Genomic DNA, 25,177 nt, shown 5'->3' with positions numbered 1-25,177 from the left:
GGTCAGTGAACCAAAGCCCGATTGCGCACTCTGAGTAAGTGTTCCCTTGAATGATCCTTGCTCAGTCCGGTGCCCCCCACCGGGCTTTTTTTATGTCTGTCACAAAGGCCAGACGCCTGCGGCGCTGTGGTAGATTTTCACAGGCTGGTCTGACTTCTCCTTGTTTATCAACGTGTACTGAGTCTGTTCAGTCGCGTGTCATCTTCAGAGGCATACATGTTCAAGGTTCTGACGCTGCCCGAATCCTTCGACAGCCGCCCCCTGCGTGAAGCCCTGTGGGCCGAGAAGATCGGTCACCAGGTCACCCTGAGCCAGGCTCGCCCGACAGAGGCTACGTCTGGCGACGATGCCGAGAGCCACGAGGGCGGCCAGGAGCTGTGGCTGGCTGACCCCGAGCAGCTGCCGCGCGTCATCGCGATGCTCGAGCGCCAGTCACGTGGTGAACCGTTGCGGGACGCCTCTGCGGGCGCTGAGACGCGTGGCACCGCCAGTTCTCAGTCCGTCATCGCCCTGATGCGCCAGACGCCGTTGACCTGGCTGGTCGGTCTGGCCTGCTGCGTCACCGTGCTGTTCCAGTATGCGCTGGGCCAGGCGGCGGTATTCGAGTGGCTGGCCATCGTGCCCTTCGAGCTTGTCGGCAGTCAGCACATCGCACCCGAACCTCTGTCCGTGACGCTGGCGGGGGAGTGGTGGCGGCTCTGGTCGCCGTCATTGATGCACTTCGGGGTACTGCACCTGGTGTTCAACCTGCTGTGGCTGTGGGTGTTCGGGCGCCAGATCGAGGCCATCGATGGCGGTTGGCGCTTCGCGCTGGTCGTGGTGCTGAGCGGCGTGGCGGCCAATCTGGCCCAATACGCCACCGGTAGCGTGCTGTTCGGAGGGCTGTCGGGGATCGACTTCGCCGTGATCGGCTATGTCTTCATCGCCGCACGCCGGCGCCCCGCGCTGGGCTATCAGATGCAGCGCTCGCTGATGATCTTCATGCTGATCTATCTGGTGCTGTGCATGACGCCGCTCTCGAGTGCCATCGGCCTGGGCGCCATCGCCAACGAGGCGCATCTTGGCGGCCTGCTGACCGGTCTGCTGCTGGGCTGGCTGCTCCCCAGGCGCAGCGCAGCCTGATCGTTGGCGCTTCGGCCCCGGGGATGGCACTGCCGGAAATGACACTGCGCGAAACGACAGTGCGCGAATGACAATGCGCGAAACGACAATGCTAGAATGGCGGCCATCCCCAGTGACTCCGATGGTCCGCCCTCGGCAGTCGTGGACCCGTATCAGGAGAGTATGTGATGAGCAACATGTCCTTTGACGGCATGGTCGAGCAGATGACGCCGACCATCTACGAGAGCCTCAAGCAGTCCATGCAGCTGCGCAAATGGCCGGATGGCCGCGTGCTGACCCAGGAGCAGGTCGAGCTGTGCATGGAAGCCGTCATCAAGTACGAAGCGCACAACAACGTGCCGGCCGAGTCGCGTGTCGGCTTCATCGACAACGGCACCTGTGGGCCGCGTGATGACGACAGCGCCGCAAGCGATGAGCCGGAGCAGATCAAGTGGGTCAACTGACGCTGGATGATGCCCTGAGTGCGGATGAAACCTCTGGTAAGGCTCAGGATGCGGCGCCCATCACGCTGAGTGGCAACCTCCACAAGATGTCCATCGTGCCCGCCGGTGAGGCGCTTGCGATCGATACCTCGTTTGATGCGCCGTCGGTCACGCGCGAGCCGCTGGCGGCCAACTATGGCCTGCGTCTGGGCGAGATCACCCAGCCGCTGAATGCCTATATCGGCCACAAGGTGCGATTGAGCTTCACCGGTCAGATCCACTGCAGCCATTGCGGTCGCAAGACCAAGAAGAGCTTCGCGCAGGGGCATTGCTATCCGTGCTTTCGCAAGCTGCCGCAGTGCGATGGCTGCATCATGAAGCCGGAGACCTGCCACTACGCCGAAGGCACCTGCCGTGATCCGCAGTGGGGTGAGGAGCACTGCTTCCAGCCGCATATCGTCTATCTGGCCAATTCCTCCGGCCTCAAGGTCGGCATCACGCGCAAGACCCAGATGCCGACGCGCTGGTTCGATCAGGGCGCCATCCAGGCGCTGCCCATCGTCGAGGTGTCCAATCGCCTGCAGTCGGGGCTGGTCGAGGTGCTGTTCAAGCAGGCGCTGAACGACCGCACCAACTGGCGGGCGATGCTCAAGGGCGATGTGGCCGAGCTGGACCTGGAAGCCGAGCGGGATGCCTTGCTGGCCCAGATGTCAGAGGGCCTGGCGGCGCTGCAGGCGCATTGCGGCGAAGGCGCCATCCGGGTGCTGGACACCACGGCGCTGGCCTTCGAGTTTCCGGTGCGCACCGCACCGACCAAGGTCACCTCGTTCAACTTCGACAAGACGCCAGTGGTGGAAGGCGTACTCGAAGGGCTCAAGGGTCAGTATCTGATTCTCGACAGCGGCGTGATCAATCTGCGCAAGTTCACCGGCTATGAGATCGAGGCCCAGCTCGGCGAGCAATGAGCCACGGCTGAGCCATACCCAAGAGCACAGCAAAGAGCTCAGCACAGCACACACGACAGCGCCCACGCTCCGTCACGGAGGGTGGGCGCTGTCGTTTCAGTGCCTCTAGTTTCTAGTTTCTGGTTTCTCGCTGCTTGCTACAGGCTTGCAGACTCGGTTCGGGGCGTGTCAGCCCAGCACGGGCTGGCGGCGCGCCTGCATGCGCGCCAGAAATACCTGCATCACGCGCCGGTAGAGCTCGCGCCCCAGCACCACATCCTCGACGCCGGCATCCAGATTCGGGTTGTCGTTGACCTCGATGACCACCACGCGGTCCTCCAGCTGCTTCAAGTCGACGCCATAGAGGCCGTCGCCGATCAGGCGTGTCGCCTTCAGGGCCGCCTTGATCACGGCCGCTGGCACCTCGCTCGGGTCGACCGTCGCGAAGCCGCCGGAGCGGGTACGCGCGCCGCTGTGGTCGTAGATCTGCCAATGGCCACGTGCCATGTAGTAACGGCTGGCGAACAGCAGCTTGCCGTCGAGCACGCCGATGCGCCAGTCGAACTCGGTCGGCAGCCACTCCTGCAACAGCAGCAGGGCGGAGTCATGGAACAGCCGCTCGGCTTCGCGCACCAGTGTCTCGGGGCCATCGATCTTGACGATGCCGCGGGAGAAGGCGCCATCCGGCACCTTCATCACCAGCGGGTAGCGCATGTGCTGACCGCGCTCGGCCAGCTGGCGCAGTTCGCCCCGATGGATCAGGCGACCCTGCGGGGCACTCAGGCCGCGTGCCTTGAGAAGCTCATGCAGGAAGACCTTGTTGGTGCAGCGCAGGATCGACTGGCTGGCATCGATCACCACCAGCCCTTCGTGCTCGGCACGCTTGGCCATGCGATAGGTGTGGTGATCCAGACTGGTTGTCTCGCGGATGAACAGGCCATCGAACTCGGCCAGACGGCCTTCATCGCGCCGGGTGATCAGGCTGACATCGATGCCCAGGCGTCGTCCTTCGCGGATGAAATGCTTGAGCGCGGTACGGTTGGACGGTGGCAGCGCCTCGTCCGGGTCGACCAGCATGGCGAGATCGAAGCGGTAATGGCGGCGGGCCTTGGGCGTGCGCCACACCTTGCGCGAATGGCGATTGAGCGCCTGGGCGAAGCGGTCTTCATCCGCCGCTGCCAGGTGGTTCAGGGATTGCGGGCGCACCCGCTTGAGCACCCAATGATCGCCTCGGCCTTCAAGACGCACCTCCAGCAGCGGGCAGGGCAGGCGCTCGAACAGCTTGCGTGCGAGGCGCGCAAGCGCGGGGTCTGCGCTCTCGCCGAAGGTCAGCAGCAGGTCGAGTCGTGGCGGCTTGCCAGCCCCATGCGTCACGCCTTGTGGAGCGGGCAGGGCACCCTTGCGTGTCAGCTCCTCGAGCAGCACGCGGATGCCGCCCAGTTCCATGTCGATCAGCGACTTGCGTGACAGCTGATTGAGGGTCTCCACTGACGGCAGCGCCTTCTGGCCGCGCGCCTGGGCCAGCAACGAAACGTAATAGCCGATGCCCAGATAATCCAGTCCGCCGCACAGATTGATGACGTGGGTGGCGGGCTGCGGCGCATCGTCGGCGCGCTGGGCTGGCGTATCGCTTGAGAGTTCGGAAAGAAAGTCATGGGCGCTGATGACATCATCACTGGGATAGAAGGCGCGCCAGTCAGACACACGGTCAACCACGATACGCAGGCGGGACATTGCGAAGCCTCGCAAGGCGGGCACCGAAGCGGTGCCGAATGCGCGCATCATGAGAAACAATCCCCGTCATCGCAATAGGCTGGAAAGTGAAATAATTTCATGCAAAGAGACCAAGACAAGACGCGCCTGCATGCCCAGAATGCAGCGCATTGCTACCGCCCCGCGACACGCTGATCCTCGGACGGCGTCAGGGCGCTGACAGGCGGGAGAGCCTGCACCATGACCCCCATTCTGCGCCCGGCCATCCGGGCCGATCTCGACGCTCTGGTAGAGCTCGAGGAAGTCAGTTTCGACAGCGACTGGTTCAGTCGTCGTCAGCTGTCCCATCTGATTCTGCGTGCCCATGCCCGTACCCTGGTGATCATCCAGCCCGATGACGATGTCATCCCGACCGCACCGGCGGTAGACGATGTGATGGCCGCGCTGTGGCCAGCCGGTAGCGTCGAGCGCGATGACGCCACGCCGCTGCGCAGCGTGCTCGGCTACGGCACCGTGCTGTTTCGGCGCAATTCACGCCGGGCGCGACTCTACTCCTTCTGCCTGCATCCGGAATCGCGTGGCCGCGGCCTTGCCCAGCGCATGCTGACATCGCTTGAGCAGCTGGCTATCGCGCAGGGCTGTACGCAGTTCGATCTTGAGGTGCACACCGGCAATGGCGCGGCGATCGCGCTCTACGAGCGTCACGGCTTCGAGAAGTGTGGTCGCCTGCGCGATTACTATGCCGATGGAGCCGCCGCCTGGAAGATGCGCAAGGCATTGACGCTGGATTCACCGGTGCCGGTGGCTGAGGAACTCGCGGCCGGTGATGCCGGTGAAGCGCACCCGGGGTCGCCCCCAACGGTGAATGCCGGCGCCGCCTGAGCCAGGGGCATGGCGCGCGTGGCCCCCATGGGCTAGGATGCGCTGTTTATTCTTCATGGCTTCAAAGGAATCGCTCCCATGCCGTCATTCGATATTGTCTCCGAACTCGACAAGCACGAAGTTCAGAATGCCGTCGATCAGGCCAATCGCGAACTCGCGACGCGCTTCGATTTCAAGGGCGTGACTGCCAGCTTCGAACTCGAGAAGGAAGAGAACGTCAATCTGGAAGCCGATGCCGACTTCCAGTTGCGTCAGATGATCGAACTGCTCAAGGGCCGTCTGATCGCGCGCGGCATCGACGTGCGCTGCCTGGAAGAGAAGGACGCCGACACCGCTGGCGTGCGTGCCCGTCAGCAGCTGGTGCTGCGTCAGGGGCTGGACCAGCCGACTGCCAAGAAGATCGTCAAGGCGCTCAAGGATGCCAAGCTCAAGGTCCAGGCGCAGATTCAGGGCGAGAAGGTCCGCGTCACCGGAAAGAAGCGTGACGACCTGCAGGGCGCCATGGCACTGCTCAAGGGCGATGAGAGCCTCGAGCTGCCGCTGCAGTTCAACAACTTCCGCGATTGATCCAGCGCGCAAGTGACTGGCGATCGCCATTCTCAGCACCGTTCGCTATCGGCGTGCGGTGCTGTCTTCGTTTGATTCGCTGATTTGCGGTGTCGTGAGAGTCACTGATTCGCTTGTTCTCTGGATCAACAGATTCGCTTTGAAAGCGTCATGTCTCGTTGCTGGCGCTACGCTTGTCCAGCTCGGTGCTTCACTCGAGACGACCGGACGCGTCGCTTTCAAAGCGTTTCACCCTATTCGTACGTAATATCTGCGCCATGCGGGCCGTTTCGGCACCCGACAACGCGCAAAGAGAGGTTATATGTCTGCTCCGCTCGCTATCGGCCAGCGCAACACCCTGACGATCACCAAGCGGGTCGGCTTCGGCGTCTTCCTCGATGGTGGGGATCGCGGGGAAATCCTGCTGCCGACGCCCTTCATTCCGGCGGGGGCCGACATCGGTGACGAAGTCGAAGTCTTCGTCAGCCTGGATGATGAAGACCGCCTGCTGGCCACCACGCGCTATCCGCGTGCCATGGTCGGCGAGTTCGCCGCGCTCAAGGTGGTCGAGGTCAATGACATCGGCATCTTCCTCGACAATGGCCTGGGCAAGGACCTGCTGCTGCCCTACGGCGAGCGCAAGCGTGAGCTCAAGGCCGGCCAGTTCGCCATGGTGCACGTCGGTCTCGACAAGCACAGCGACCGCATGGTCGCCTCGATGCGTCTGGATCGCTGGCTCGACAAGACTCCGGCCACCTACGCGGTGGGCCAGGAAGTTTCCGGTCTGGTCGCTGCGCGCACCGACCTGGGCATGAAGATCATCATCGACAACGCCCATTGGGGCCTGGTGCACCACGACCGTATCTTCACGCGTCTTCGCATCGGCAATCGTCTGCGTCTGTGGGTGTTGAAGAATGACGGCAACGGCAATGTCGATCTCACGCCGCAGGCGCCGGGTCCGGCTGGCCATCAGCAGCTGGCGGACCGCATTCTGGCCGCGCTGGAAGCCAGTCAGGGCGTGCTGCCGCTGGGCGACAAGAGCGAACCGGAAGCCATCAGCGAAGCCTTCGGTGCCAGCAAGGCCAACTTCAAGCGCGCCATCGGTCACCTGAAGCGCGAAGGCAAGGTCACGCTGGCGCCCACCGAGACGCGTCTGGTCAAGTAAGTCACTGCTGTCAGCCTGTGCTGCCACTGCCACCCTCGGGAGACCGACGGGTGGCAGTTTGCGTTTCAGGCTGCCGCATGGCACCAATGACAGCGTATCATGGGGGTATCTTGTGCTGAGTTGCCCCCAATCGCTCCTTCACTTTCGACAAGGAATGTCTGCATGACTGTCTCTGCTTCTGCTGCCTCCTCCGCTTCTGCTGCCTCCGCTTCTGCTGGTTCGCCGCGTCTGTTGATTGCTCCTGACAGCTTCAAGGAAGCGCTGGCAGCCAGTGATGCCGCCGAAGCCATGGCGCGGGGTGTTCGCCGAGTATTGCCCGAGGCACAGATCGATCTCTGCCCGCTGGGGGATGGCGGCGAGGGCACGCTGGCGGCGTTGTTGGCGGCGGCCAGTGAAGCAGACCCCATCGAGGCGCGCAGCGCTCAGGTGCGTGATCCGCTCGGGCGTGAAGTCACCGCCCAGTGGGGCTGGCAGCCGGGTAGCCGCACGGCCATCGTCGAGCTGGCCGAAGCCAGTGGTCTGCATCTGGTCAGCCCTGATGAGCGCGACGCGCGGGTCGCCGATACGCACGGCGTGGGGGAGCTGCTCCTGGCGGCGCTGGACGCCGGTGCCGAGCAACTGATCGTCACGCTGGGCGGCAGCGCCACCAACGATGGCGGCAGCGGCATGCTGCGCGCGCTCGGGCTGCGTCTGCTCGACGCTGATGGCAATGAGCTGCCCGCAGGCGGCGCGGCCCTCGCGCGTCTGGCGAGCCTGGACGTCAGTGCGCTGGACCCACGTCTGGCCAACCTCAAGGTGTCTGCCGCGGTCGATGTCGACAACCCCCTGTGTGGCGCGCGCGGCGCGAGCGCCGTGTTCGGCCCACAGAAGGGCGCCGATGCCGCGGTGGTCGAGGAACTGGATGCGGCGCTGGGCCACTTCGCGCGCCTGAGCGCTGAACTGCTGGGCGCAGACCAGCAGCAGTTGGCCGGTGCAGGGGCCGCAGGCGGCATGGGCTACGCGGTGGCGGCCTGGTTGAATGGTGAGTTGCGCCCGGGCATCGAGCTGGTGATGGAGCGTCTCAACGTGAGCGAGCGCCTGGCGGGCTGTGATCTGCTGATCACCGGGGAAGGCGGCCTGGATGGCCAGAGCCTGGGCGGCAAGACCCCCATCGGTGCGGCGCGAGCCGCGCGAGCCGCCGGAGTGCCCGCCATCGTGTTGGCGGGACGACTGGCCGAGGGCTGGCAAGCCGCCCATGATGAGGGGGTCAGTGCCGTCTTCACGCTGTGTGACAGCGCCATGCCGCTTGAGCAAGCGCTGGCGCGCACCTCGGAGCTGCTGGCTGACCGCTGCGAGGCCATCATGCGTCTCTGGCAGTTGGCGCAGCGCGGCTGAACGCAGCCCGGCTGACCGCAGCTAACCCACGCCCAGCTCGACGGATTGCGGCATTGAATCCGGCCGCAGACAGCGGCCCACGGCCCCCATGGCGGGGGGCGTGGCCTTTCGCGATATCGGCAAGCCCGTTACCATGCACGCAGTTGCTATCAGGCGGATAGTCAGAAAGTACTTTTCCCATGAACGACTTGGCGTTTGACTGATAGCAGGAAGCACACGGTGTGTGACCGCAGGTGGTGAGGAACCGACATGATGATCTTTCGGCGCATGAAGCGTATCTGCTGGCTTGGCCTGGCCTGGTTGTTCTTCGGCATCGGCTTCGCTGGCATGTTTCTGCCGCTGCTGCCCACCACCGTCTTCATGCTGCTGGCGCTGGCCTGTGCCAGCCGAGGTTCACCGCGCTTTGCGCGCTATATCCGGGAACACCCCCAGATCGGGCCTACGCTGGTGGCCTGGGAGCGCGAACGCGCCATTCCGCTGCGCGCGCGCATCATGGCGGTCAGCATGCTGGCCGTCTCGATGCTGATCATCCTGTTCACCGTCTCAGTGCTGGCCGTCAAGGTCTCGCTGCTGGTCTTCCTGTCGCTGCTGGCACTCTGGCTGGCCACGCGCCCGGAGCCCAAGGGCGAGGGGGCGAACCTTGCCGTCAGTGGCGAATCCCTTCCGCGCGAATGAGCGCTTCATCGCGGGCAGGTGAGGTGTCTGCTCCCTCGCTGTCCGCTGTCTTCCTGCCGTGAGGAGTCCTCTCCCGCGGCGCTGATTGCGGAGTCTTTGATGTCACAACCTGCAGCGATTCATCTTGCCGATTATCAGGCACCCGCCTGGCGTGTGCTGGACACCCGCCTGACGTTTGATCTGGCACCGTCCGCGACCCGTGTGACGACCGTGCTGACCCTCGAGGCCAATCCCGATGCCGCCGTGGGCAGTGATGCCACGCCGCCGCTGGTGCTCAATGGCGAACATCTGACGCTTGAGTCCGTGCGTGTCGATGGGCGAGCGCTGGCCAGTGATGAATACAAGCTCGACGAGACTCACCTGACGCTGGCCGGCCTGCCGGCCAACTGTGAGCTCGAGACGGTGGTGGTGATCGACCCGGCCGCGAATACCGCGCTGGAAGGGCTTTATGTGTCCTCGGGCATGTTCTGCACCCAGTGCGAGGCCGAAGGCTTCCGTCGCATCACCTACTACCCGGACCGCCCGGACGTGATGTCGGTGTTCACCACCACCATCATCGCCGACAAGGACAGCTACCCGATCCTGCTCTCCAACGGCAACCCCATCGAGCGTGGCGAGCGCGAGGGCGGTCGTCACTTCGTCACCTGGCAGGACCCGCACCCCAAGCCGTGCTATCTGTTCGCGCTGGTGGCGGGTGACCTGGTCAAGCATGACGACAGCTTCACCACCATGAGTGGCCGTGACGTCGCTCTGGAAATCTGGGTCGAGCCGGAAAATCTCGACAAGACCCAGCACGCCATGAACTCTCTCAAGGCCTCCATGAAGTGGGACGAGGAAGTCTACGGTCGCGAATATGATCTCGACATCTTCATGATCGTCGCGGTCAACGACTTCAACATGGGCGCGATGGAGAACAAGGGCCTCAACATCTTCAACAGCGCCTGCGTGCTGGCCAACCCCGATACCACCACCGACGCCGCCTTCCAGCGCGTCGAAGGGGTGGTCGCGCATGAGTACTTCCACAACTGGTCGGGCAACCGTGTCACCTGCCGTGACTGGTTCCAGCTGTCTCTGAAGGAAGGCTTCACCGTCTATCGTGACCAGACCTTCTCCGCCGACATGAACTCGGCGCCGGTCAAGCGTATCGAAGACGTCGCCATGCTGCGTACCGCGCAGTTCGCCGAAGATGCCGGCCCCACCGCACACCCGGTGCGCCCGGCGTCCTATATCGAGATTTCCAACTTCTACACCCTGACCATCTACGAGAAGGGTTCCGAAGTGGTGCGCATGGTCGCCAACCTGCTCGGGGAAGAGGCCTTCCGCCGTGGCAGTGACCTCTACTTCGCGCGCAACGATGGCAGCGCCGCCACCATCGAGGACTTCATCAGCGCGATGAGCGAAGCCTCCGGTCGCGACTTCAGTCAGTTCATGCGCTGGTACTCCCAGGCCGGAACGCCGAACATCGCCGCCAGTGGCACCTTCGATGCCCAGGCAGGCACCTATTCCCTCACGCTGCGTCAGTCCACGCCGCCTTCACCGGGGCAGGCGGAGAAGCTGCCGCTGGTGATCCCGGTGCGCATGGGGCTGGTCGGGGCCGACGGCAGCGATCTGACGCTGACCCTCGACGGCGAAACGCTGGGCACGGAAACCGTGCTGGAGCTGACCGAAGCCGAGCAGACCTTCGTCTTCACCGGCCTTGCCGGCGATGCCGAGCCGGTGCCGTCGCTGCTGCGTGGCTTCTCGGCGCCGGTCAAGCTGGCCTTTGACTACAGCCGTGAGCAGCTGGCCTTCCTGATGCAGCACGACAGCGATGGCTTCAACCGCTGGGATGCCGGTCAGCGTCTGGCCATGGCAGCGCTTGAAGACCTGATGGCGGCCTGGCAGCGTGGCGAGCAGGAGGCCCGGTTGGATGAGCGCCTGCTGGCCGCCTATCGCTTCCTGCTCCAGAGCGAGGCTTCCGATCGTGCGGTGCTGGCCGAGATGCTGACGCTGCCCTCGGAGGCCTATATCGCCGAGCAGCAGAGTGTCGTCGATGTCGATGCCATCCACTGGGCGCGCAAGACCGCCAAGGCGCAGCTGGCCAGCGCGCTGCGCGACGATTTCGTGGCGCTCTATCACGCCAATGCGCAGCAGGGCGACTACGCGCCGACCTTCGAGCAGATGGCGCGTCGCAGCCTCAAGAATGCCGCGCTCAGCTATCTGATGAGCATCGAGGACGAGGAGGGTGTGCGTCTGGCCCAGGCCCAGCTGGCGGCGGCCCACAACATGACCGACGTGCGTGCCGCGCTGACGATGCTGGTGCACTCTTCACGCACCGACCTGGGTGACCCGGCGCTCAAGTCCTTCGCCGAGCGCTGGTCGCATGACCCGCTGGTGATGGACCAGTGGTTCTCGATCCAGGTCACGCGCCCGCAGGCCGATGTGCTGGACCGCGTGCGCTTCCTGATGGAGCACCCGGCCTTCTCGTTGACCAACCCCAACAAGGTGCGTGCCTTGATCGGCGCCTTCGCCGGCCAGAACCGCGTCAACTTCCACCGCCTCGATGGCGAAGGCTATCGTCTGCTGGCGGATGTGGTCATCGAGCTCAATCGTCTGAATCCGGAAATCGCGGCGCGCATCATCACGCCGCTGACGCGCTACAAGCGTTTCGATGCCAAGCGTCAGGACTTGATGAAGGCTGAGCTTGAGCGCATCCGTGGCGAGAAGCTCTCGAACAACCTGTATGAAGTCGTGGAGAAGGCACTGGCCTGACCCTCTGAGCTGGCCCTTGAAGACAGACGGCAGTCATCGCGCGCATGATGATGACTGCCGCTGACATGAAAAAGCCCCTGCCAATCGGCAGGGGCTTTTTCATGTCACGAGCCTGGCGCAAGTCCCGTCAGGGCATCGCCTTCAAGACCATCGCGTATACGATCATTGCGTACACGGTCATCGCTTTCAGGGTCATCGCGCGTCAGGCAATCATCCAACCCAGGAAGGTCAGGCCGATGAAGGTCATCAATAGCCCGCCGATGATGGAGCCTCTCAACAGTGACGTGATGCCCTTGAAGAGCAGGTAAAGTCCCAGAATCAATCCCAGCAGGCTGAACAGCGAAGTGCTGAGCCCTAGCTCACCAGTGAGGCCATTGAAGAATCCCGATAGGGCATCATCGAAGTTGGCGAAGAAACCGCCCAGGCCTTCGACGATGAAGCGAATGGCGGCACCCAGTTGCGTGCCGATCCAGTTGAAGAAGTCTTCCATAACGCATGATGTCCAGACAGAAAAGAGGCCCCAGTGTGCCATGAAAGACGCGGATGCGCTGTCATCCGAGCTGATACTTGGCGGTGAATGCCTCGATCGCCATTGGCTTGTCCATCAGATAGCCCTGCAGGGCATCACAGCCCATCTCCAGCAGCAGTTCGCGCTGCCTGGGGGTCTCGACGCCTTCCGCCACCACGCACATGCCCAGCTCACGCCCCAGCTGCACCATGAAGTTCACCATGCGGCGATTCATCTCGTCGTTCTCGAGATCATTGACGAAGCTGCGGTCGACCTTGAGCTCATCGAAGGGCAGGTGCTTGATGTAGGTCAGTGAGGAGAAACCGGTGCCGAAATCATCCAGAGACAGACGCAGGCCCAGCGAGCGCAGTTCGTGCATGCGTGCCACCGTGGCGGGCATGTCGGTGGCGAAGACGTTTTCGGTCAGCTCCAGCTGCAGATATTGCGGGTCAAGCGTGTGCTGGCTGAGTGCCTTGGCGACATTGCCGACGTAGTGTGTGGAGTCCAGCTGCTTGACGCTGACATTGACCGACAGATAGAGCCTGGCGAAGGCGGTGCCTTTCTGCCAATCCTCCAGCAGCTTGCAGGCCTGCTCCAGTACCCAGTCGCCGAGGCTGTCGATCAGCTGGCTCTTCTCGGCCAGCGGTATGAATTCATAGGGCGAGATATTGCCGAGCTTGGCGTGTCGCCAGCGCAACAGGCACTCGGCGCCGACCAGCTTGAGCCCCCGATCGAATTGCGGCTGCAGTTCCACGTAGAGCTCTTCATTCTCGATGGCGCGGCGCAGGTCATTTTCCAGCTGCACAGCGCGCTCAAGCTCCACGCGCATGCTGGGATCAAAGCGAACGGTCTGATTGCACCCGGCCTCCTTGGCGCGATACATCGCGATATCCGCGCGCCGGATGAGCTCCTCCGCACTCAGATGGCGATCATGGAACATGATGCTGCCCAGGCTCGCCGAGCTGTGATGTTGCAGCGGCTGCGACTGTGGGCCCAAGAGCGAATACGGCTGGTTGAGCGCCTGCTGCAGGCGCTCCATCAGCTCATCCAGTTCGCGACAGGCAGTCTGTGGATCATGGCTCAAGGGCTGTACCAGGATGACGAACTCGTCCCCGCCGAAGCGCGCCACCAGGTCGCTGTCACGCACCGTGGAGCTCAGGCGATGGGCCACCTCGATCAACAGATGGTCGCCGGTGGTATGCCCCAGCAGGTCGTTGATCTTCTTGAAGTGATCCAGATCGATGAAGATGAGCGCGCCGTGGGTGTCACGGGCGTCGGTGATGATGATGGCCTGCTGCAGGCTGTCGATCAGGGTGGCACGGTTGGCCAGCTTGGTCAGCGAGTCGAAGCGACTGTGCTGGTGCAGCAGGGCCTCTGATTCGACGATACGCGTGATATCGGTGATCGAGCCGATCATGCGTAGCGGATTGCCTTCGCTGTCCCGCTCGATGACATCGCCCTTGTCGATCACCCAGACCACGTCGCCACCGCGGGTCAGCATGCGGTGGCGGTGATAGTAGGCTGTCTTGCCCGCCATGCAGTCCTGGATGGCGATCATCGTCTCGGGCTTGTCCTCGGGGTGCAGCAGGCTTGCGAATTCTTCCAGGCTGTTGCTGAGCTCGCTCTCCGGGATGCCCAGAATCTGTGACCAGCGGCGATTGTGCGTCACGGAGCTGGTCAGGATGTTCCAGTCCCAGAAGCCTTCCAGCGAGGTGTCATAGATGTGGTCGATCTGGCGGGTCTTGCGCTCATGCTCACGGACTTCGGTGGTGATGTTGTGCGCCAGAACGGCGACCAGCGGCTGACCGTGAATGTCATGGAAGGGCTGCTTGATGGAGCGGAAATGGTTGACCTCGCCGGTGGTGCCGTCGGTGGCATCCTCGAAGACCGTCTCGCGCTCGAATCTGCTGAGCACCTGCTCCACGCTGCGCCGAAAGAAGTGGCTCTGCTCGGTATTGCCGGTGTAATGGCTGTCATCGCGCCCGATGATGTCCTCGCGCGAGGTGCCATAGAAGTCGGTCAGGGTGCGATTGGCGTAGCGAAACAGCCCCTTGGCATCCTTGATGAACAGGATGTCGGGGTGGGTGTCGACCAGGGTGCGCAGCAGGTGGTTCTCGGCTTCCAGTGCCTCGAGACGTGACGACATCTCCTGCAGGCGCGAGTGCAGGCAGCTGTCATCAGGCTGGCGGGAATCGTCGGAGCCTTCTGGGCGCGGAGAGCGGCGATCCCCGGCATCGGAAGGTGCGGTCATGGCAGGTTCCTGAGGCGACGGTCTGTGCGCTCAGTCTACGTGGCCGCTCGGTTGAATAGGCGGGGAGGCGGGGTTCATGCTCAATCAACGATCATGCATGCAGGCCACGCAGGCAGGCCACGCAGGCAGTTCACGCAGGAACGGGGCTTTCGCCAGGCGCCTGGTGATCAAGTCCCAGTCATCAAGCTGTTGCTCACAAAGTCCCAGACATCAAATCCTTGAGGCTTGAGGCGTTACAGGTCGACCTTGTCCTTGTACTCGCAGAGATCTTCGATGATGCAGCTGCCACAGCGCGGCTTGCGTGCCACGCAGGTGTAGCGGCCATGCAGGATCAGCCAGTGGTGGGCATCGACCAGGAACTCCTTGGGCACATGGCGCATCAGCTTGTGCTCGACCTCCAGCACGTTCTTGCCCGGGGCGATGCGCGTGCGGTTGGAGACACGGAAGATGTGCGTGTCCACCGCCATGGTCGGCTGACCGAAGGCGGTGTTGAGCACCACGTTGGCGGTCTTGCGGCCCACGCCGGGCAGCGCTTCCAGCGCCTCGCGGGTCTGCGGCACCTCGCCACCATGCCGTTCGATCAGCATGCGGCAGGTCTTGATGACATTCTCGGCCTTGGTGTTGAACAGGCCGATCGTCTTGATGTACTCCTTCAGGCCCTCGACGCCCAGCGCGAGGATGCTCTCCGGCGTATTGGCGACCGGATACAGCTTCGCCGTGGCCTTGTTGACGCCCACATCCGTCGCCTGCGCCGACAGCAGCACCGCGATCAAAAGCTCGAAGGGCGTTGACCAGGCAAGCTCGGTGCGTGGCTCAGGATTCTCGTTGCGCAGACGGGTGAAGATCTCGAGGCGTTTCTGGGCGTTCATGGTATCTCGGGTACGGCAGTAAGGGCTTGGGAGCAGGCGTCGTCGACACAGGCCGTCAGACAGCGGGCTGACGGCCTGTGTGAGAGGGGCTCAGGAGATGGTGCCGGTCACGCGTACACGACGCGACACCTTGGGCGCATCGGCGTTGGCTGCCTTGCGGCGCTGCTCGAGTCGCTCATCGATGGTCTTCTTGCCCGCGATGATCAGCCCCATGCAGAAGAAGGCGCCCGGTGGCAGCACCAGGAACAGGAAGGAGTAGTCCGGGAAGATCGTCAGCTGCCAGTCGGCGGCCATCGGCCCGACGAGCAGTTCCATGCCCGCAAACAGCGTGCCCTGGCCGAACAGCTCACGCATGCCACCCAGCAGTACCAGCACGGCCATGAACCCCAGCCCCATCATCAGGCCATCGGTGGCCGCCGGCAGCACGGGGTGCTTGGCGGCGAAGGCATCGGCACGCCCGAGAATCGCGCAGTTGGTGACGATCAGCGGAATGAAGATGCCGAGAATCTGATAGAGCTCATAGGTGTAGGCCTTCATCAGCAGCTCGGCACAGGTCACGAACGAGGCGATGATCATCACGAAGGCCGGCAGGCGCACTGCAGAAGGCACCAGATTGCGGATCAGCGACACCGCCACGTTGGAGCCGATCAACACCAGCAGCGTGGCAAGCCCCAGCCCGATGGCGTTGACGACGCTGGCGGTGACGGCCAGCAGCGGACACAGGCCCAGCAGCTGTACCAGCGCCGGGTTGTTGTCCCACAGGCCGTCGCGGCTGATCTTGCCAAGCGAGATATCACTCATGAGGTTCGTCTCCGCCGTGTTCAGAAGGCGCTGATGGCGTGAGCGTGCCATCAGCGGTGGGAGCTTGCGTGCCTTGCTGGGCCCTGGCGGCGCGGCGGGTCGCGGTCAGCGTCTCGCTGTCGCCGGCCAGCAGCGCCGTGCGGTGCGCCATGAAGTAGATCAATGCCTGACGAACGGCACCCACCACGGCACGCGGGGTGATGGTTGCACCGGTGAACTGGTCGAAATCACCGCCATCCTTGTTCACCTTCCACTCCACCGAGCTGAGCGTCTGGTCATCGAATTCGTGAATCCAGTCGGACTTGCGCGCTTCGATCTTGTCGCCCAGCCCCGGGGTCTCGGCGTGCTTGACGGCGCGCACTCCGGCCACGCTGCCATCGGCACGGATACCGACCAGCAGGCGGATATCGCCGCTGTAACCCTTGCCGGTCACCACCGGCAGCAGCACCGCGACGGTCTCGCCATTTCGGGTGGCGCGCCAGCCGGTATCGGCGCTCTCCAGACCCAGCACCTGGGAGGGCGGCAGGGCGAAGGCCGCGTCGAGCAGGTCATTGTCGTGCAGCGACGGCGGGATGATCTCGGCCAGCGCCGCGCTCTGGGCGGCACGCTCGTTGTCGGCGATGGTCTCGGCGGTGGTCATCTGGGTCACGGCGACGACGCCGGCGGTGACGACGGCGAAGACCGCCAGGCCCAGCGCGGCCCGCGCGATGGTGTGCTTCAGGCCCTGCGCGGCCTGGGCTTGCTGTTCGGGCTGATCAGGCGTCAGGCTCATGCCTTGTCCTCCAGCTTGATGCCGCGACGGGCCTTCTTGTGACCATAGCTGCGTGGCTGGGTGTAGTAATCGATGAACGGCACGCTGAAGTTCATCAGCAGCACCGCGAAGGCGATGGCGTCAGGGTAGGCGCCGAAGGTACGAATCAGGTAGATCAGCACGCCGATGCCGACGCCGTAATAGAGCTTGCCCTTGTTGGAGGTGGCCGCCGTGACCGGGTCCGTGGCGATGAAGAAGGCGCCGAAGATCGCCGCACCGCACAGCAGGTGGAACAGGGGGCTGGCGTGCTGCTCGCCATCCACGAAGGCGAAGATGGCGGAGATCACCGCCAGGCTGCCCAGCATCGCCACCGGGATATGCCAGGTGATCAGGCGACGCGCCAGCAGCACCAGGCCGCCGAGGCCCCAGGCGATGGCCGTCTGCTGCCAGGCCAGCAGGTTGGCGGCGGGCAGCAGGCTCGGGTCTGCCCAGAACTCGCTGCTGGAAAGCTCGCCCTTGTTGCGGAAGGCGTCCAGCGGCGTGGCCCCGGTCAGGGCGTCTGGCGTGGCGATCACACCGAAGAACTGCTGCAGGCTGTCAGCGAAGCCGAGTGCGAAGCCATCCGGGGATGACCAGCGCGACATCTCGACCGGGAAGGAGATCAGCAGCAGCGCATAGGCGACCATCGCCGGGTTGAACGGATTCTGGCCCAGGCCACCGTAGAGCTGCTTGGCGACCACGATGGCCGCGATCACGCCGGTCAGTACCAGCCACCAGGGCGCCAGCGGCGGCAGCGACACCGCCAGCAGCACGCAGGTCACCAGCGCCGAATTGTCCTTGAGGAAGAAGCTGACCGGGCGGCCACGCAGCTTGAGCAGCAGCGCCTCGAGGGCGACACCCGCCAGGCAGGCGAAGACGAGGTTGAACAGCACACCCCAGCCATAGTGCCAGCACAGCACGGCGATACCCGGCAGCGTCGCGGCCAGCACCCAGGCCATCACGCGCGAGGTGGCGGTTGGCCCGTGGGCATGGGGGGAGCTTGCATGCATCAGGCTCATGAGACGGTCAGATCCTTGCGGTAAATGGGCAATGACACGAGGCGTGCTTCAGGATGAGTCGCCATTGGCGCGGTAATTGGGCTCAGGTCACTCATTGGGCGTCCACCAGTGCCTGCACCTCGGCCAATGACTCGCGGGCGTGTTCCAGATTGCGGCGCGTGCGGTCGACCTTGGTCGCCAGGCGCTGACGGTTTTCGTCATCCGCCTCGCTCAATGCCGCCTCTGCCTTGCGGTGGGCTGCCTCGGCCGCCTTGACCGCGATGCTGACCTGCTTGTGACGCTTGGCAAGGTTCTCGGCGCGTGATGCCTCGATCTCGGCCTGTGAGAGCGTCACGTTGCTGGCCATGCTGCCGCGCCCCACAGAACCCGCGGCGGGCTTGGGCGCCTCGGGAATCAATTCTCCCGCGCCCTTGGCGGCAGGCGGCGCCTCAGTGCTGCCTGCTTGCGCGCTGTTGAGGCGCACCTCGGCGGCACGCAGGTTCTCCTGGGCCGTGGCCAGCAGGGTCTGCAGGTCCTCGATATCGCCTTCGCCACTTTCGCTGGCGCGGGCCAGGGCCTTTTCGGCCTTCTTGACCGCGATATTGGCCGCGGCGCGTGCCGTCTTGAGTGCCTTGATATCGGCGCTGGGTGCCGCAGCTGCCGGCGCAGCAGCGTTGGCAGAAGAGCCAGCCGCACCTATATCAGCGGTTTGAGCAGAGCCAGCCGCAGCGCTTGCCACAGGGCCTTTATCAGTACCTTGAGCAGCGCCAGCGGCGTCGGTCGCTGCCTTGAGGTCGTCCTCAGCCTTGGCAAGGCGTGCTTTGGCCTCGGTGACGCTGGTCTCGAGGGCGGAGATGTCGCCCTCACCGCTGTCCTGGGCGGTCTTGAGGGCCTTCTCGGCCTTCTTGACGGCGATATTGGCCGCGGCACGCGCCGTCTTGAGCGCCTTGAGGTCGGCTGCCGCGCCTGTCGCGGAAGCGCTGGCCGCCGCAGGGGCAGCTGACTCGCTGGCCTCGCTGGCAGCCTTGAGGTCGGCTTCGGCTTCGGCCTTGGCCAGTCGGGCCCTGGCATCCGTCACGCTGGTCTCGAGAGCGGAGATATCGTCTTCACCGCTGTCCTGGGCGGTCTTGAGGGCCTTCTCGGCCTTCTTGACGGCGATATTGGCCGCGGCGCGCGCCGTCTTGAGCGCCTTGAGATCGGCGGCGGGGGCAGCTGACTCGCTTGCCTCGCTGGCGGCCTTGAGGGCGCTCTCGGCGCTGGCGAGCTTGGCCTTGGCCGCGGTCACGTTGGCCTCGAGCTTGGCGATATCGCTCTCGGAGCTCTCACCGCCATCCTGAGCTGCCTTGAGGGCCTTCTCGGCCTTCTTGAGAGCGATGTTGGCCGCGGCGCGCGCTGTCTTGAAGGCCTTGATGTCGGTGGCCGGTGCCGGCTGGGAAGCGGCGGCCGCTGTGGTGGCAGGGGCGGCCGAGGCCGAAGTCGTGTCTGCGGCGGCGCTGGCATCGGCGCGGGCGGCGGCGGACTTCTGGGCCGCCTGAGCGCGCTGCTGACGCTTGGCTTCCTTCTCGGCTTCCTCGCGCGCCATGCGCGCCTGCTTGAATTCGAAGCGGTGACGCGCGCGCTCGGACTTGCGCGCCTCGTGCTGGGCGCTGCGAATCTCGCCCTTGGCGAAGCGGTAATACTGCACCAGCGGAATCTGGCTGGGGCAGACATAGGAGCAGGCGCCGCATTCGATGCAGTCCGCCAGATTGTAGAGCTCGGCCTTGTCGAACTCGCGTGCCTTGGAGAACCAGTAGAGCTGCTGCGGCAGCAGCTCGGCCGGGCAGGCCTGCTCGCACATGCCGCAACGGATGCACGGCTGCTCGACCGCCGGCGCCGGCAGTGACTCGGGAGAGGAGGCCAGCAGACAGTTGGTGGTCTTGATGATCGGCAGGGCGTCGCTCTCGAGCGTGAAGCCCATCATCGGCCCGCCCATCACCAGACGTGCGATACCCGTCGGCGCAGGCGCTGCCAGACGCAGCAGGTCTGCGATGGAGGTGCCCAGGCGCGCCTCGACATTGTGCGGGTGCTGCAGCGCCTCACCGGTCAGGGTGACGACGCGCGAGATCATCGGCTCGCCGAAGCACACTGCACGCTGCACGGCGCGCACGGTGCCCGGGTTGTGCACCACCACACCGACATCGGCGGGCAGGCCACGGCTGGGCACTTCGCGGTCCGTCAGCAGCTTGATCAGCTGCTTCTCGCCACCGGAGGGATACCTAGTCGGTACCACCACGACTTCGAGGCGTGAATCCAGCGGCGGCAGGCGCTTGTCGGCGCGGCGGGCGCGAATCGCCTGTTCCAGCGCGATGACGGCCTCGGGCTTGTTGTCCTCGATACCGATCAGGATGCACTCGGGGCCGATCAGGCTGGCGAGAATCTCGAGCCCTTCGATCAGCGCTTCCGGATGCGTGCGCATGGTCAGGTCATCGGCGGTGATGTAAGGCTCACATTCCGCCGCGTTCAGAATCAGGGTGTCGATGGCGTGGCGCTCACGCACCCGCGCCTTTACCGCCGAGGGGAAACCGGCGCCTCCCTGGCCGACCACGCCGGCATCCTGGAGACGCTGGATCAGGTCCTGGGCTTCCTGCTGACGCCAGTCGCGCCAGGCTTCCAGGCGCGCCCATTCATCGATCTCACCCTCGCGCTCGATCACGATGCACAGGTCTTCCAGGCCCGAGACGTGGGGAATCTGGCGCGGCTCGATGGCGGTGACCACGCCGGTGATGCTGGCATGCACCGGGGCGGAGATCATGCCCTGGGCGCGCGCGATCAGTTCGCCCGTCTTGACGCGCTGGCCGATCTCCACCAGTGGCTGGGCGGGCGCGCCGATATGCTGGCTGAGCGGCAGCACCACCTCACGGGGCAGCGGGGCGGCTACCAGCGGGGCGCGGTTGGAGAGCGCCTTGTGCTCCGGCGGATGGATACCGCCGTGGAAGTCGAACACGCGCGGCGCGCCCTGACCCTTCTGTGTGTGTTCCGCCTCCGCCGTGGCGGCGGAACGTGAGGAAGTCACCATGGATTTGAGTAACGACAGAACCATCAGGCGACATTCCTTGCAGATGTGGCAGTAGAATCGGCGGCATCGGTCACGATCAGGTTGCCGCTGAAGCGGGCATTGTCGCGGGTCGGGCCCGCCGGTTGCGGCCAGTGCCAGCTGCGCACGTCAGTGGCGACCGGCACCATGTCGATGCAATCGACCGGGCAGGGCTCGACACACAGGTCGCAGCCGGTGCATTCGTCGGCGATCACGGTATGCATGTGCTTGGCGGCACCGAGAATGGCATCGACAGGGCAGGCCTGGATGCACTTGGTGCAACCGATGCATTCGTCCTCGCGAATCACCGCCACCTTGGGCGTGTTGTCGCTGTCGCCATCCAGCGGCGTGGCCTCGCGGCCCAGCAGGTCGGCCAGCGAGGCGATGGTGCTCTCGCCGCCCGGTGGGCACTTGTTGATCTCGTCGCCTTCGGCGATGGCCTGGGCGTAGGGCTTGCAGCCCGGGTAACCGCACTGGCCGCACTGGGTCTGCGGCAGAAGCTGGTCGATCTGCTCGACGATGGGGTCGCCCTCGACCTTGAAGGCCACGGCGGCAAAGCCGAGCAGACCGCCGAAGACGACGGCCATGGCCACCAGTGCGACGATGGCAGAGATCAGCGTATGGTCGTTGAAGAATTCGAGCATGTCAGATCTGCACCAGTCCGGAGAAGCCGAGGAAGGCCAGCGACATCAGGCTGGCGGTGATCATCGCGATGGCCGGCCCCTGGAAGGGAAGCGGCACATCGGCGACGGCCAGGCGCTCGCGCATGGCGGCGAACAGTACCAGTACCAGCGAGAAGCCGACGGCCGCGCCGAAGCCGTAGAGCGTGGCTTCCATGAAGCTGGAATTGCGGTTCAGGGTCAGCAGCGCCACGCCGAGTACCGCACAGTTGGTGGTGATCAGCGGCAGGAAGATGCCCAGCACCTGATAGAGCAGCGGGCTGGTCTTCTTGACCACCATCTCGGTGAACTGCACCACCACGGCGATCACCATGATGAAGGCGATGGTGCGCAGGTACTCGAGTCCCAGCGGCGCGAGGATGAAGTGATAGGTCAGGTAGGCGCACATCGACGACAACGTGAGCACGAAGGTGGTGGCCAGCGACATGCCCATCGCGGACTCCAGCTTGTTGGAGACACCCATGAAGGGGCACAGGCCGAGGAACTGCACCAGTACGAAATTGTTGACCAGGATGGTGCTGATCAGGATAAGAAGGTATTCACTCATCAGGGGCGTCGCTCGGTCAGGGTGTTTCGAAGGCGCTTCCGTGCTCGCGGCATGCGTGAACCGGCACTCGCAGGCGATCAGGGCTGTTGCTGCCGCAAGCTGTCAGGAAGCTGCAGGGCAGGGGATCGTCGAGCGCGGCGGTATTATACGCAAGATGCTGCTGGCCGACAGCCTGTAGCGTGGCAAGCGAGGCGTAGTGTTGCCAGCATGAGACGACCATTGTTTCGCGTTTTGCTTGGTTCTTGAAGTAATAAAGAAGAATTCCTTTATTACTTTTATTGATTATGGCGTGATCAGAGACTTTCACGTCATCCGGGGTGGCACAAGGAGCGGGATATGCGCAGGACAGGAACACGCGGCCGTCGGCCGTTATGGGTCATCATCCTGGTGGTGGCGATGGCGGGCATCTCGCAGCTGACGGGCAATGGCAATTTCTCGCTCTCCCAGCTGTGGAATGACTTCCAGTCGCCGCAGGCCGAGGCGACGCAGGGGGAAGGCGCCTCCTCGGCAGACGAAAGCCGACTCAGGCGCGCCATCAGTGCCCAGCAGAGTGATGTGCAGGTGCGGGGCGTGGGCGAGGTGACGCGTCTGCTCAGGGATGATCTCAAGGGCAGCCGTCATCAGAAGTTCCTGATCCGGGTCGCGGGCGGCACCACCATTCTGGTGGCGCACAACATCGACCTCGCGCCACGCATCGACAGTCTTCAGGTCGGTGATCGCATCGGCTTCTACGGGGAATATGAGTGGACCGACAAGGGCGGCGTGATCCACTGGACGCATCATGATCCCGGTGGCCGCCATGTGGATGGCTGGCTGGAGCATGCCGGTCGCCGTTACGAGTAGCCCTCCCGCAGGCAGAATGTGACGCATGAACGACAACGCCCCGCCAGAGAGTCTCTGGCGGGGCGTTGTGCTGAAGAGCCCTCAGCGTGGTATCGCAAAGAGCCCTCGGCGCATCATCAGTGGATCAAGTGACGCGCTGACCCGGCTTGGCGCCGGTGTGCGGCTCCAGCAGGTAGATGCCTTCGTCGTCACCGGCGGCCAGCACCATGCCCTCTGACACGCCGAAGCGCATCTTGCGCGGCGCCAGGTTGGCGACCATCACCGTCAGACGGCCTTCCAGCGCTTCCGGCGCGTAGGCGGACTTGATGCCGGAGAACACGGTGCGGGTCTCGCCACCGATATCCAGCGTCAGCTTGAGCAGCTTGGCCGCCTTCTCGACGTGCTCCGCCTTGACGATCTTCGCCACGCGCAGGTCGGTCTTCATGAAGGTATCGAAGTCGATCTCGTCGGCGATCGGGTCGGCGTCGAGCGGGCTCGGCGCGGCCGCGGCTTCGGCCTTGGCGGTGCCGTCCTTGATCTTCTGTTCCTCGACCAGCACTTCGCGCGAGGCTTCGAGCATCTTGTCGATGCGCTCCGGCTCGACACGGGTCAGCAGCGGCTTGAACTTGTTGATCGCATGATCGGTCAGCACGCTTTCACGGCTGGCCCAGTCGAGGCTCTCGAGGTTCAGGAAGTCACGTGCCTTGTCGGTCAGCTCCGGAATCACCGGCGCCAGGTAGACCATCAGCTGGCGGAACAGGTTGATGCCCACGGAGCAGACGTCGAGCACTTCCTGCTCGCGGCCGTCTTCCTTGGCCATCGCCCACGGCGCCTTGTCGGCGATGTAGGTGTTGGCTTCATCGGCCAGCTCCATCACCTTGCGCATGGCGCGCGCGAATTCACGGGCTTCGAAGTCCGCCGCGATGCCTTCGCCAGCGGCGATGAAGCGCTCGACCAGCTCCGGCTCGGCGCAGGTCGCGGACAGCTTGCCGTCGCCGAACTTCTTGACGAAACCGGCGCAGCGGCTGGCGATGTTGACCACCTTGCCGACCAGGTCGGAATTCACGCGGGCGGTGAAGTCGTCGAGGTTGAGGTCGAGGTCATCGACGCCGGAGGTCAGCTTGGCGGCGAAGTAGTAGCGCAGGTATTCCGGGTTGAGGAACTGCGCATAGGTGTCGGCCTTGATGAAGGTGCCGCGCGACTTGGACATCTTGGCGCCATTGACGGTCACGAAACCGTGGCAGTTGACGCCGGTCGGGGTGCGCATGCCGGCACCTTCCAGCATCGCCGGCCAGAACAGGGCGTGGAAGTAGACGATGTCCTTGCCGATGAAGTGATAGATCTCGGCGTCGGAATCGGCCTTCCAGTAGCTGTCGAAGTCGATGCCCTGCTTCTCGCACAGGTTCTGGAAGCTGGCGAGGTAGCCGATCGGCGCGTCCAGCCACACGTAGAAGTACTTGCCCGGCGCGTCGGGAATCTCGAAGCCGAAGTAGGGTGCATCGCGGGAGATGTCCCACTCGGCCAGACCCGCCTCGAACCATTCCTGCAGCTTGTTGGAAATCTGGCTCTGCACGCGGCCGCTCTTGGTCCACTCCTGCAGGAACTCGGCGAAGTTCGGCAGCTTGAAGAAGTAGTGGGTGGACGTGCGCATTTCCGGCGTGGCACCGGAGATGGCCGAGATCGGATCGATCAGCTCGGCCGGCGTGTAGGCCGCGCCGCAGGCTTCACAGTTGTCACCGTACTGGTCTTCGGTCTTGCACTTCGGGCAGGTGCCCTTGATGAAGCGGTCGGCGAGGAACAGGCCCTTGACCGGATCGAACATCTGCTCGATATCGCGTGTGGCGATATGGCCGGCATCGCGCAGCGCCAGATAGATGCGCTCGCTGTGGGCGCGGTTCTCCGGCGAGTGGGTGGAGTGATAGTTGTCAAAGCCGACGCCGAACTTGGCGAAGTCGGCCTGGTGCTCGTCACTCACACGCTGGATCAGCTGCTCGGCGGTGACACCTTCCTGCTCGGCACGCAGCATGATGGCGGTGCCGTGGGCGTCATCGGCGCACACGTAATGGCATTCGTGGCCACGGCTTTTCTGGAAGCGTACCCAGATGTCGGTCTGGATGTACTCAAGCAGGTGACCCAGGTGGATCGACCCATTGGCATAGGGCAGGGCACTGGTAACCAGAATCTTGCGCGCTGACATGAGGCCTCGTCTTGACGGTAAAGGGCGCCTGCTGCGCAGTGCGCAGC

22 protein-coding genes are annotated in these 25,177 nt (G+C 64.1%); 10 read left to right on the top strand and 12 right to left on the bottom strand.

Annotation, left to right across the window (positions count from 1 at the left end):
- Positions 1-216: 216 nt before the first annotated feature.
- From CLAM6_RS11995 to CLAM6_RS11985, 3 genes are all read left to right on the top strand, one after another.
- A complete protein-coding gene (locus tag CLAM6_RS11995) occupies positions 217-1,122 on the top strand; it encodes a rhomboid family intramembrane serine protease (RefSeq protein ID WP_153636231.1) in 906 nt (301 codons plus the stop codon).
- Between the two features lie 167 nt (positions 1,123-1,289).
- Positions 1,290-1,565 (top strand): YeaC family protein, encoded by a 276-nt coding sequence (locus CLAM6_RS11990; RefSeq protein WP_043334093.1) that lies wholly within the window; start codon positions 1,290-1,292, stop codon positions 1,563-1,565.
- The gene (locus CLAM6_RS11985; RefSeq protein ID WP_242007667.1) at positions 1,553-2,509 is read left to right on the top strand and encodes a DUF2797 domain-containing protein; all 957 of its coding nucleotides are present in this window, start codon (positions 1,553-1,555) and stop codon (positions 2,507-2,509) included. The genes CLAM6_RS11990 and CLAM6_RS11985 overlap by 13 nt, the downstream gene beginning before the upstream one ends.
- A gap of 168 nt (positions 2,510-2,677) precedes the next feature.
- Here the strand turns inward: CLAM6_RS11985 and CLAM6_RS11980 are convergent, their stop codons facing one another.
- Complete coding sequence (locus CLAM6_RS11980) at positions 2,678-4,273, bottom strand: RimK family protein (RefSeq protein ID WP_347237559.1); 1,596 nt, start codon at positions 4,271-4,273, stop codon at positions 2,678-2,680.
- A gap of 168 nt (positions 4,274-4,441) precedes the next feature.
- Between CLAM6_RS11980 and CLAM6_RS11975 the strand changes: the two genes are divergently transcribed.
- The 6 genes from CLAM6_RS11975 to pepN all read left to right on the top strand — a co-directional run bounded on the left by CLAM6_RS11975 (position 4,442) and on the right by pepN (position 11,594).
- Positions 4,442-5,083, top strand: coding sequence for a GNAT family N-acetyltransferase (locus CLAM6_RS11975; RefSeq protein WP_153636230.1), 642 nt, complete (start codon positions 4,442-4,444; stop codon positions 5,081-5,083).
- 78 nt (positions 5,084-5,161) lie between these two features.
- Positions 5,162-5,650, top strand: coding sequence for a YajQ family cyclic di-GMP-binding protein (locus tag CLAM6_RS11970; RefSeq protein WP_054556286.1), 489 nt, complete (start codon positions 5,162-5,164; stop codon positions 5,648-5,650).
- A 301-nt stretch (positions 5,651-5,951) separates the two neighbouring features.
- Positions 5,952-6,794 carry a CvfB family protein gene (locus CLAM6_RS11965; RefSeq protein WP_153636229.1) on the top strand — a complete coding sequence of 281 codons (843 nt, stop codon included), beginning with the start codon at positions 5,952-5,954 and terminating at the stop codon, positions 6,792-6,794.
- A gap of 162 nt (positions 6,795-6,956) precedes the next feature.
- A complete protein-coding gene (locus CLAM6_RS11960) occupies positions 6,957-8,168 on the top strand; it encodes a glycerate kinase (protein ID WP_153636228.1) in 1,212 nt (403 codons plus the stop codon).
- A gap of 249 nt (positions 8,169-8,417) precedes the next feature.
- The gene (locus CLAM6_RS11955; protein ID WP_225996323.1) at positions 8,418-8,843 is read left to right on the top strand and encodes a YbaN family protein; all 426 of its coding nucleotides are present in this window, start codon (positions 8,418-8,420) and stop codon (positions 8,841-8,843) included.
- Between the two features lie 99 nt (positions 8,844-8,942).
- On the top strand, positions 8,943-11,594 hold the full coding sequence (gene pepN / locus CLAM6_RS11950) for an aminopeptidase N (protein ID WP_153636227.1): 2,652 nt from the start codon (positions 8,943-8,945) through the stop codon (positions 11,592-11,594).
- A 202-nt stretch (positions 11,595-11,796) separates the two neighbouring features.
- Here the strand turns inward: pepN and CLAM6_RS11945 are convergent, their stop codons facing one another.
- The 10 genes from CLAM6_RS11945 to CLAM6_RS11900 form a co-directional block, all read right to left on the bottom strand.
- Entirely contained in the window at positions 11,797-12,084 is a 288-nt protein-coding gene (locus CLAM6_RS11945; protein WP_043334097.1) for a hypothetical protein, read from the bottom strand.
- Positions 12,085-12,145: 61 nt separating this feature from the next.
- Positions 12,146-14,353: an EAL domain-containing protein gene (locus CLAM6_RS11940; protein WP_153636226.1), complete on the bottom strand. Its 2,208-nt coding sequence runs from the start codon at positions 14,351-14,353 to the stop codon at positions 12,146-12,148.
- A gap of 233 nt (positions 14,354-14,586) precedes the next feature.
- Positions 14,587-15,222, bottom strand: a complete 636-nt coding sequence (gene nth / locus CLAM6_RS11935; protein WP_043334098.1) for an endonuclease III — start codon at positions 15,220-15,222, stop codon at positions 14,587-14,589.
- 90 nt (positions 15,223-15,312) lie between these two features.
- On the bottom strand, positions 15,313-16,023 hold the full coding sequence (locus tag CLAM6_RS11930; RefSeq protein ID WP_043334099.1) for an electron transport complex subunit E: 711 nt from the start codon (positions 16,021-16,023) through the stop codon (positions 15,313-15,315).
- Entirely contained in the window at positions 16,016-16,795 is a 780-nt protein-coding gene (gene rsxG, locus CLAM6_RS11925) for an electron transport complex subunit RsxG (protein WP_153636225.1), read from the bottom strand. The genes CLAM6_RS11930 and rsxG overlap by 8 nt, the downstream gene beginning before the upstream one ends.
- Positions 16,792-17,832 (bottom strand): electron transport complex subunit RsxD, encoded by a 1,041-nt coding sequence (gene rsxD, locus CLAM6_RS11920; RefSeq protein ID WP_153636224.1) that lies wholly within the window; start codon positions 17,830-17,832, stop codon positions 16,792-16,794. Before rsxD ends, rsxG begins: the two co-directional genes overlap by 4 nt.
- Positions 17,833-17,923: 91 nt before the next feature.
- Positions 17,924-20,890: an electron transport complex subunit RsxC gene (gene rsxC, locus CLAM6_RS11915; RefSeq protein ID WP_242007666.1), complete on the bottom strand. Its 2,967-nt coding sequence runs from the start codon at positions 20,888-20,890 to the stop codon at positions 17,924-17,926.
- A complete protein-coding gene (gene rsxB, locus CLAM6_RS11910) occupies positions 20,890-21,528 on the bottom strand; it encodes an electron transport complex subunit RsxB (RefSeq protein ID WP_043334101.1) in 639 nt (212 codons plus the stop codon). The genes rsxC and rsxB overlap by 1 nt, the downstream gene beginning before the upstream one ends.
- Position 21,529: 1 nt before the next feature.
- On the bottom strand, positions 21,530-22,111 hold the full coding sequence (gene rsxA, locus CLAM6_RS11905) for an electron transport complex subunit RsxA (RefSeq protein ID WP_153636223.1): 582 nt from the start codon (positions 22,109-22,111) through the stop codon (positions 21,530-21,532).
- A 16-nt stretch (positions 22,112-22,127) separates the two neighbouring features.
- A complete protein-coding gene (locus CLAM6_RS11900) occupies positions 22,128-22,418 on the bottom strand; it encodes a hypothetical protein (protein ID WP_152965392.1) in 291 nt (96 codons plus the stop codon).
- A gap of 29 nt (positions 22,419-22,447) precedes the next feature.
- Here CLAM6_RS11900 and CLAM6_RS11895 point away from each other — a divergent pair, with 29 nt between their 5' ends.
- Positions 22,448-22,954: a DUF3465 domain-containing protein gene (locus CLAM6_RS11895; protein ID WP_043334103.1), complete on the top strand. Its 507-nt coding sequence runs from the start codon at positions 22,448-22,450 to the stop codon at positions 22,952-22,954.
- Between the two features lie 124 nt (positions 22,955-23,078).
- On the opposite strand, the gene metG is transcribed toward CLAM6_RS11895, so the two are convergent.
- On the bottom strand, positions 23,079-25,130 hold the full coding sequence (metG, locus tag CLAM6_RS11890) for a methionine--tRNA ligase (protein ID WP_153636222.1): 2,052 nt from the start codon (positions 25,128-25,130) through the stop codon (positions 23,079-23,081).
- Between the last annotated feature and the right edge of the window lie 47 nt (positions 25,131-25,177).

It is taken from the genome of Cobetia sp. AM6 (assembly GCF_009617955.1).
GTDB lineage: Bacteria > Pseudomonadota > Gammaproteobacteria > Pseudomonadales > Halomonadaceae > Cobetia > Cobetia amphilecti.
Note: the sequence above shows the minus strand (reverse complement) of the source record. Positions and strands in the feature narration are given on the sequence as shown.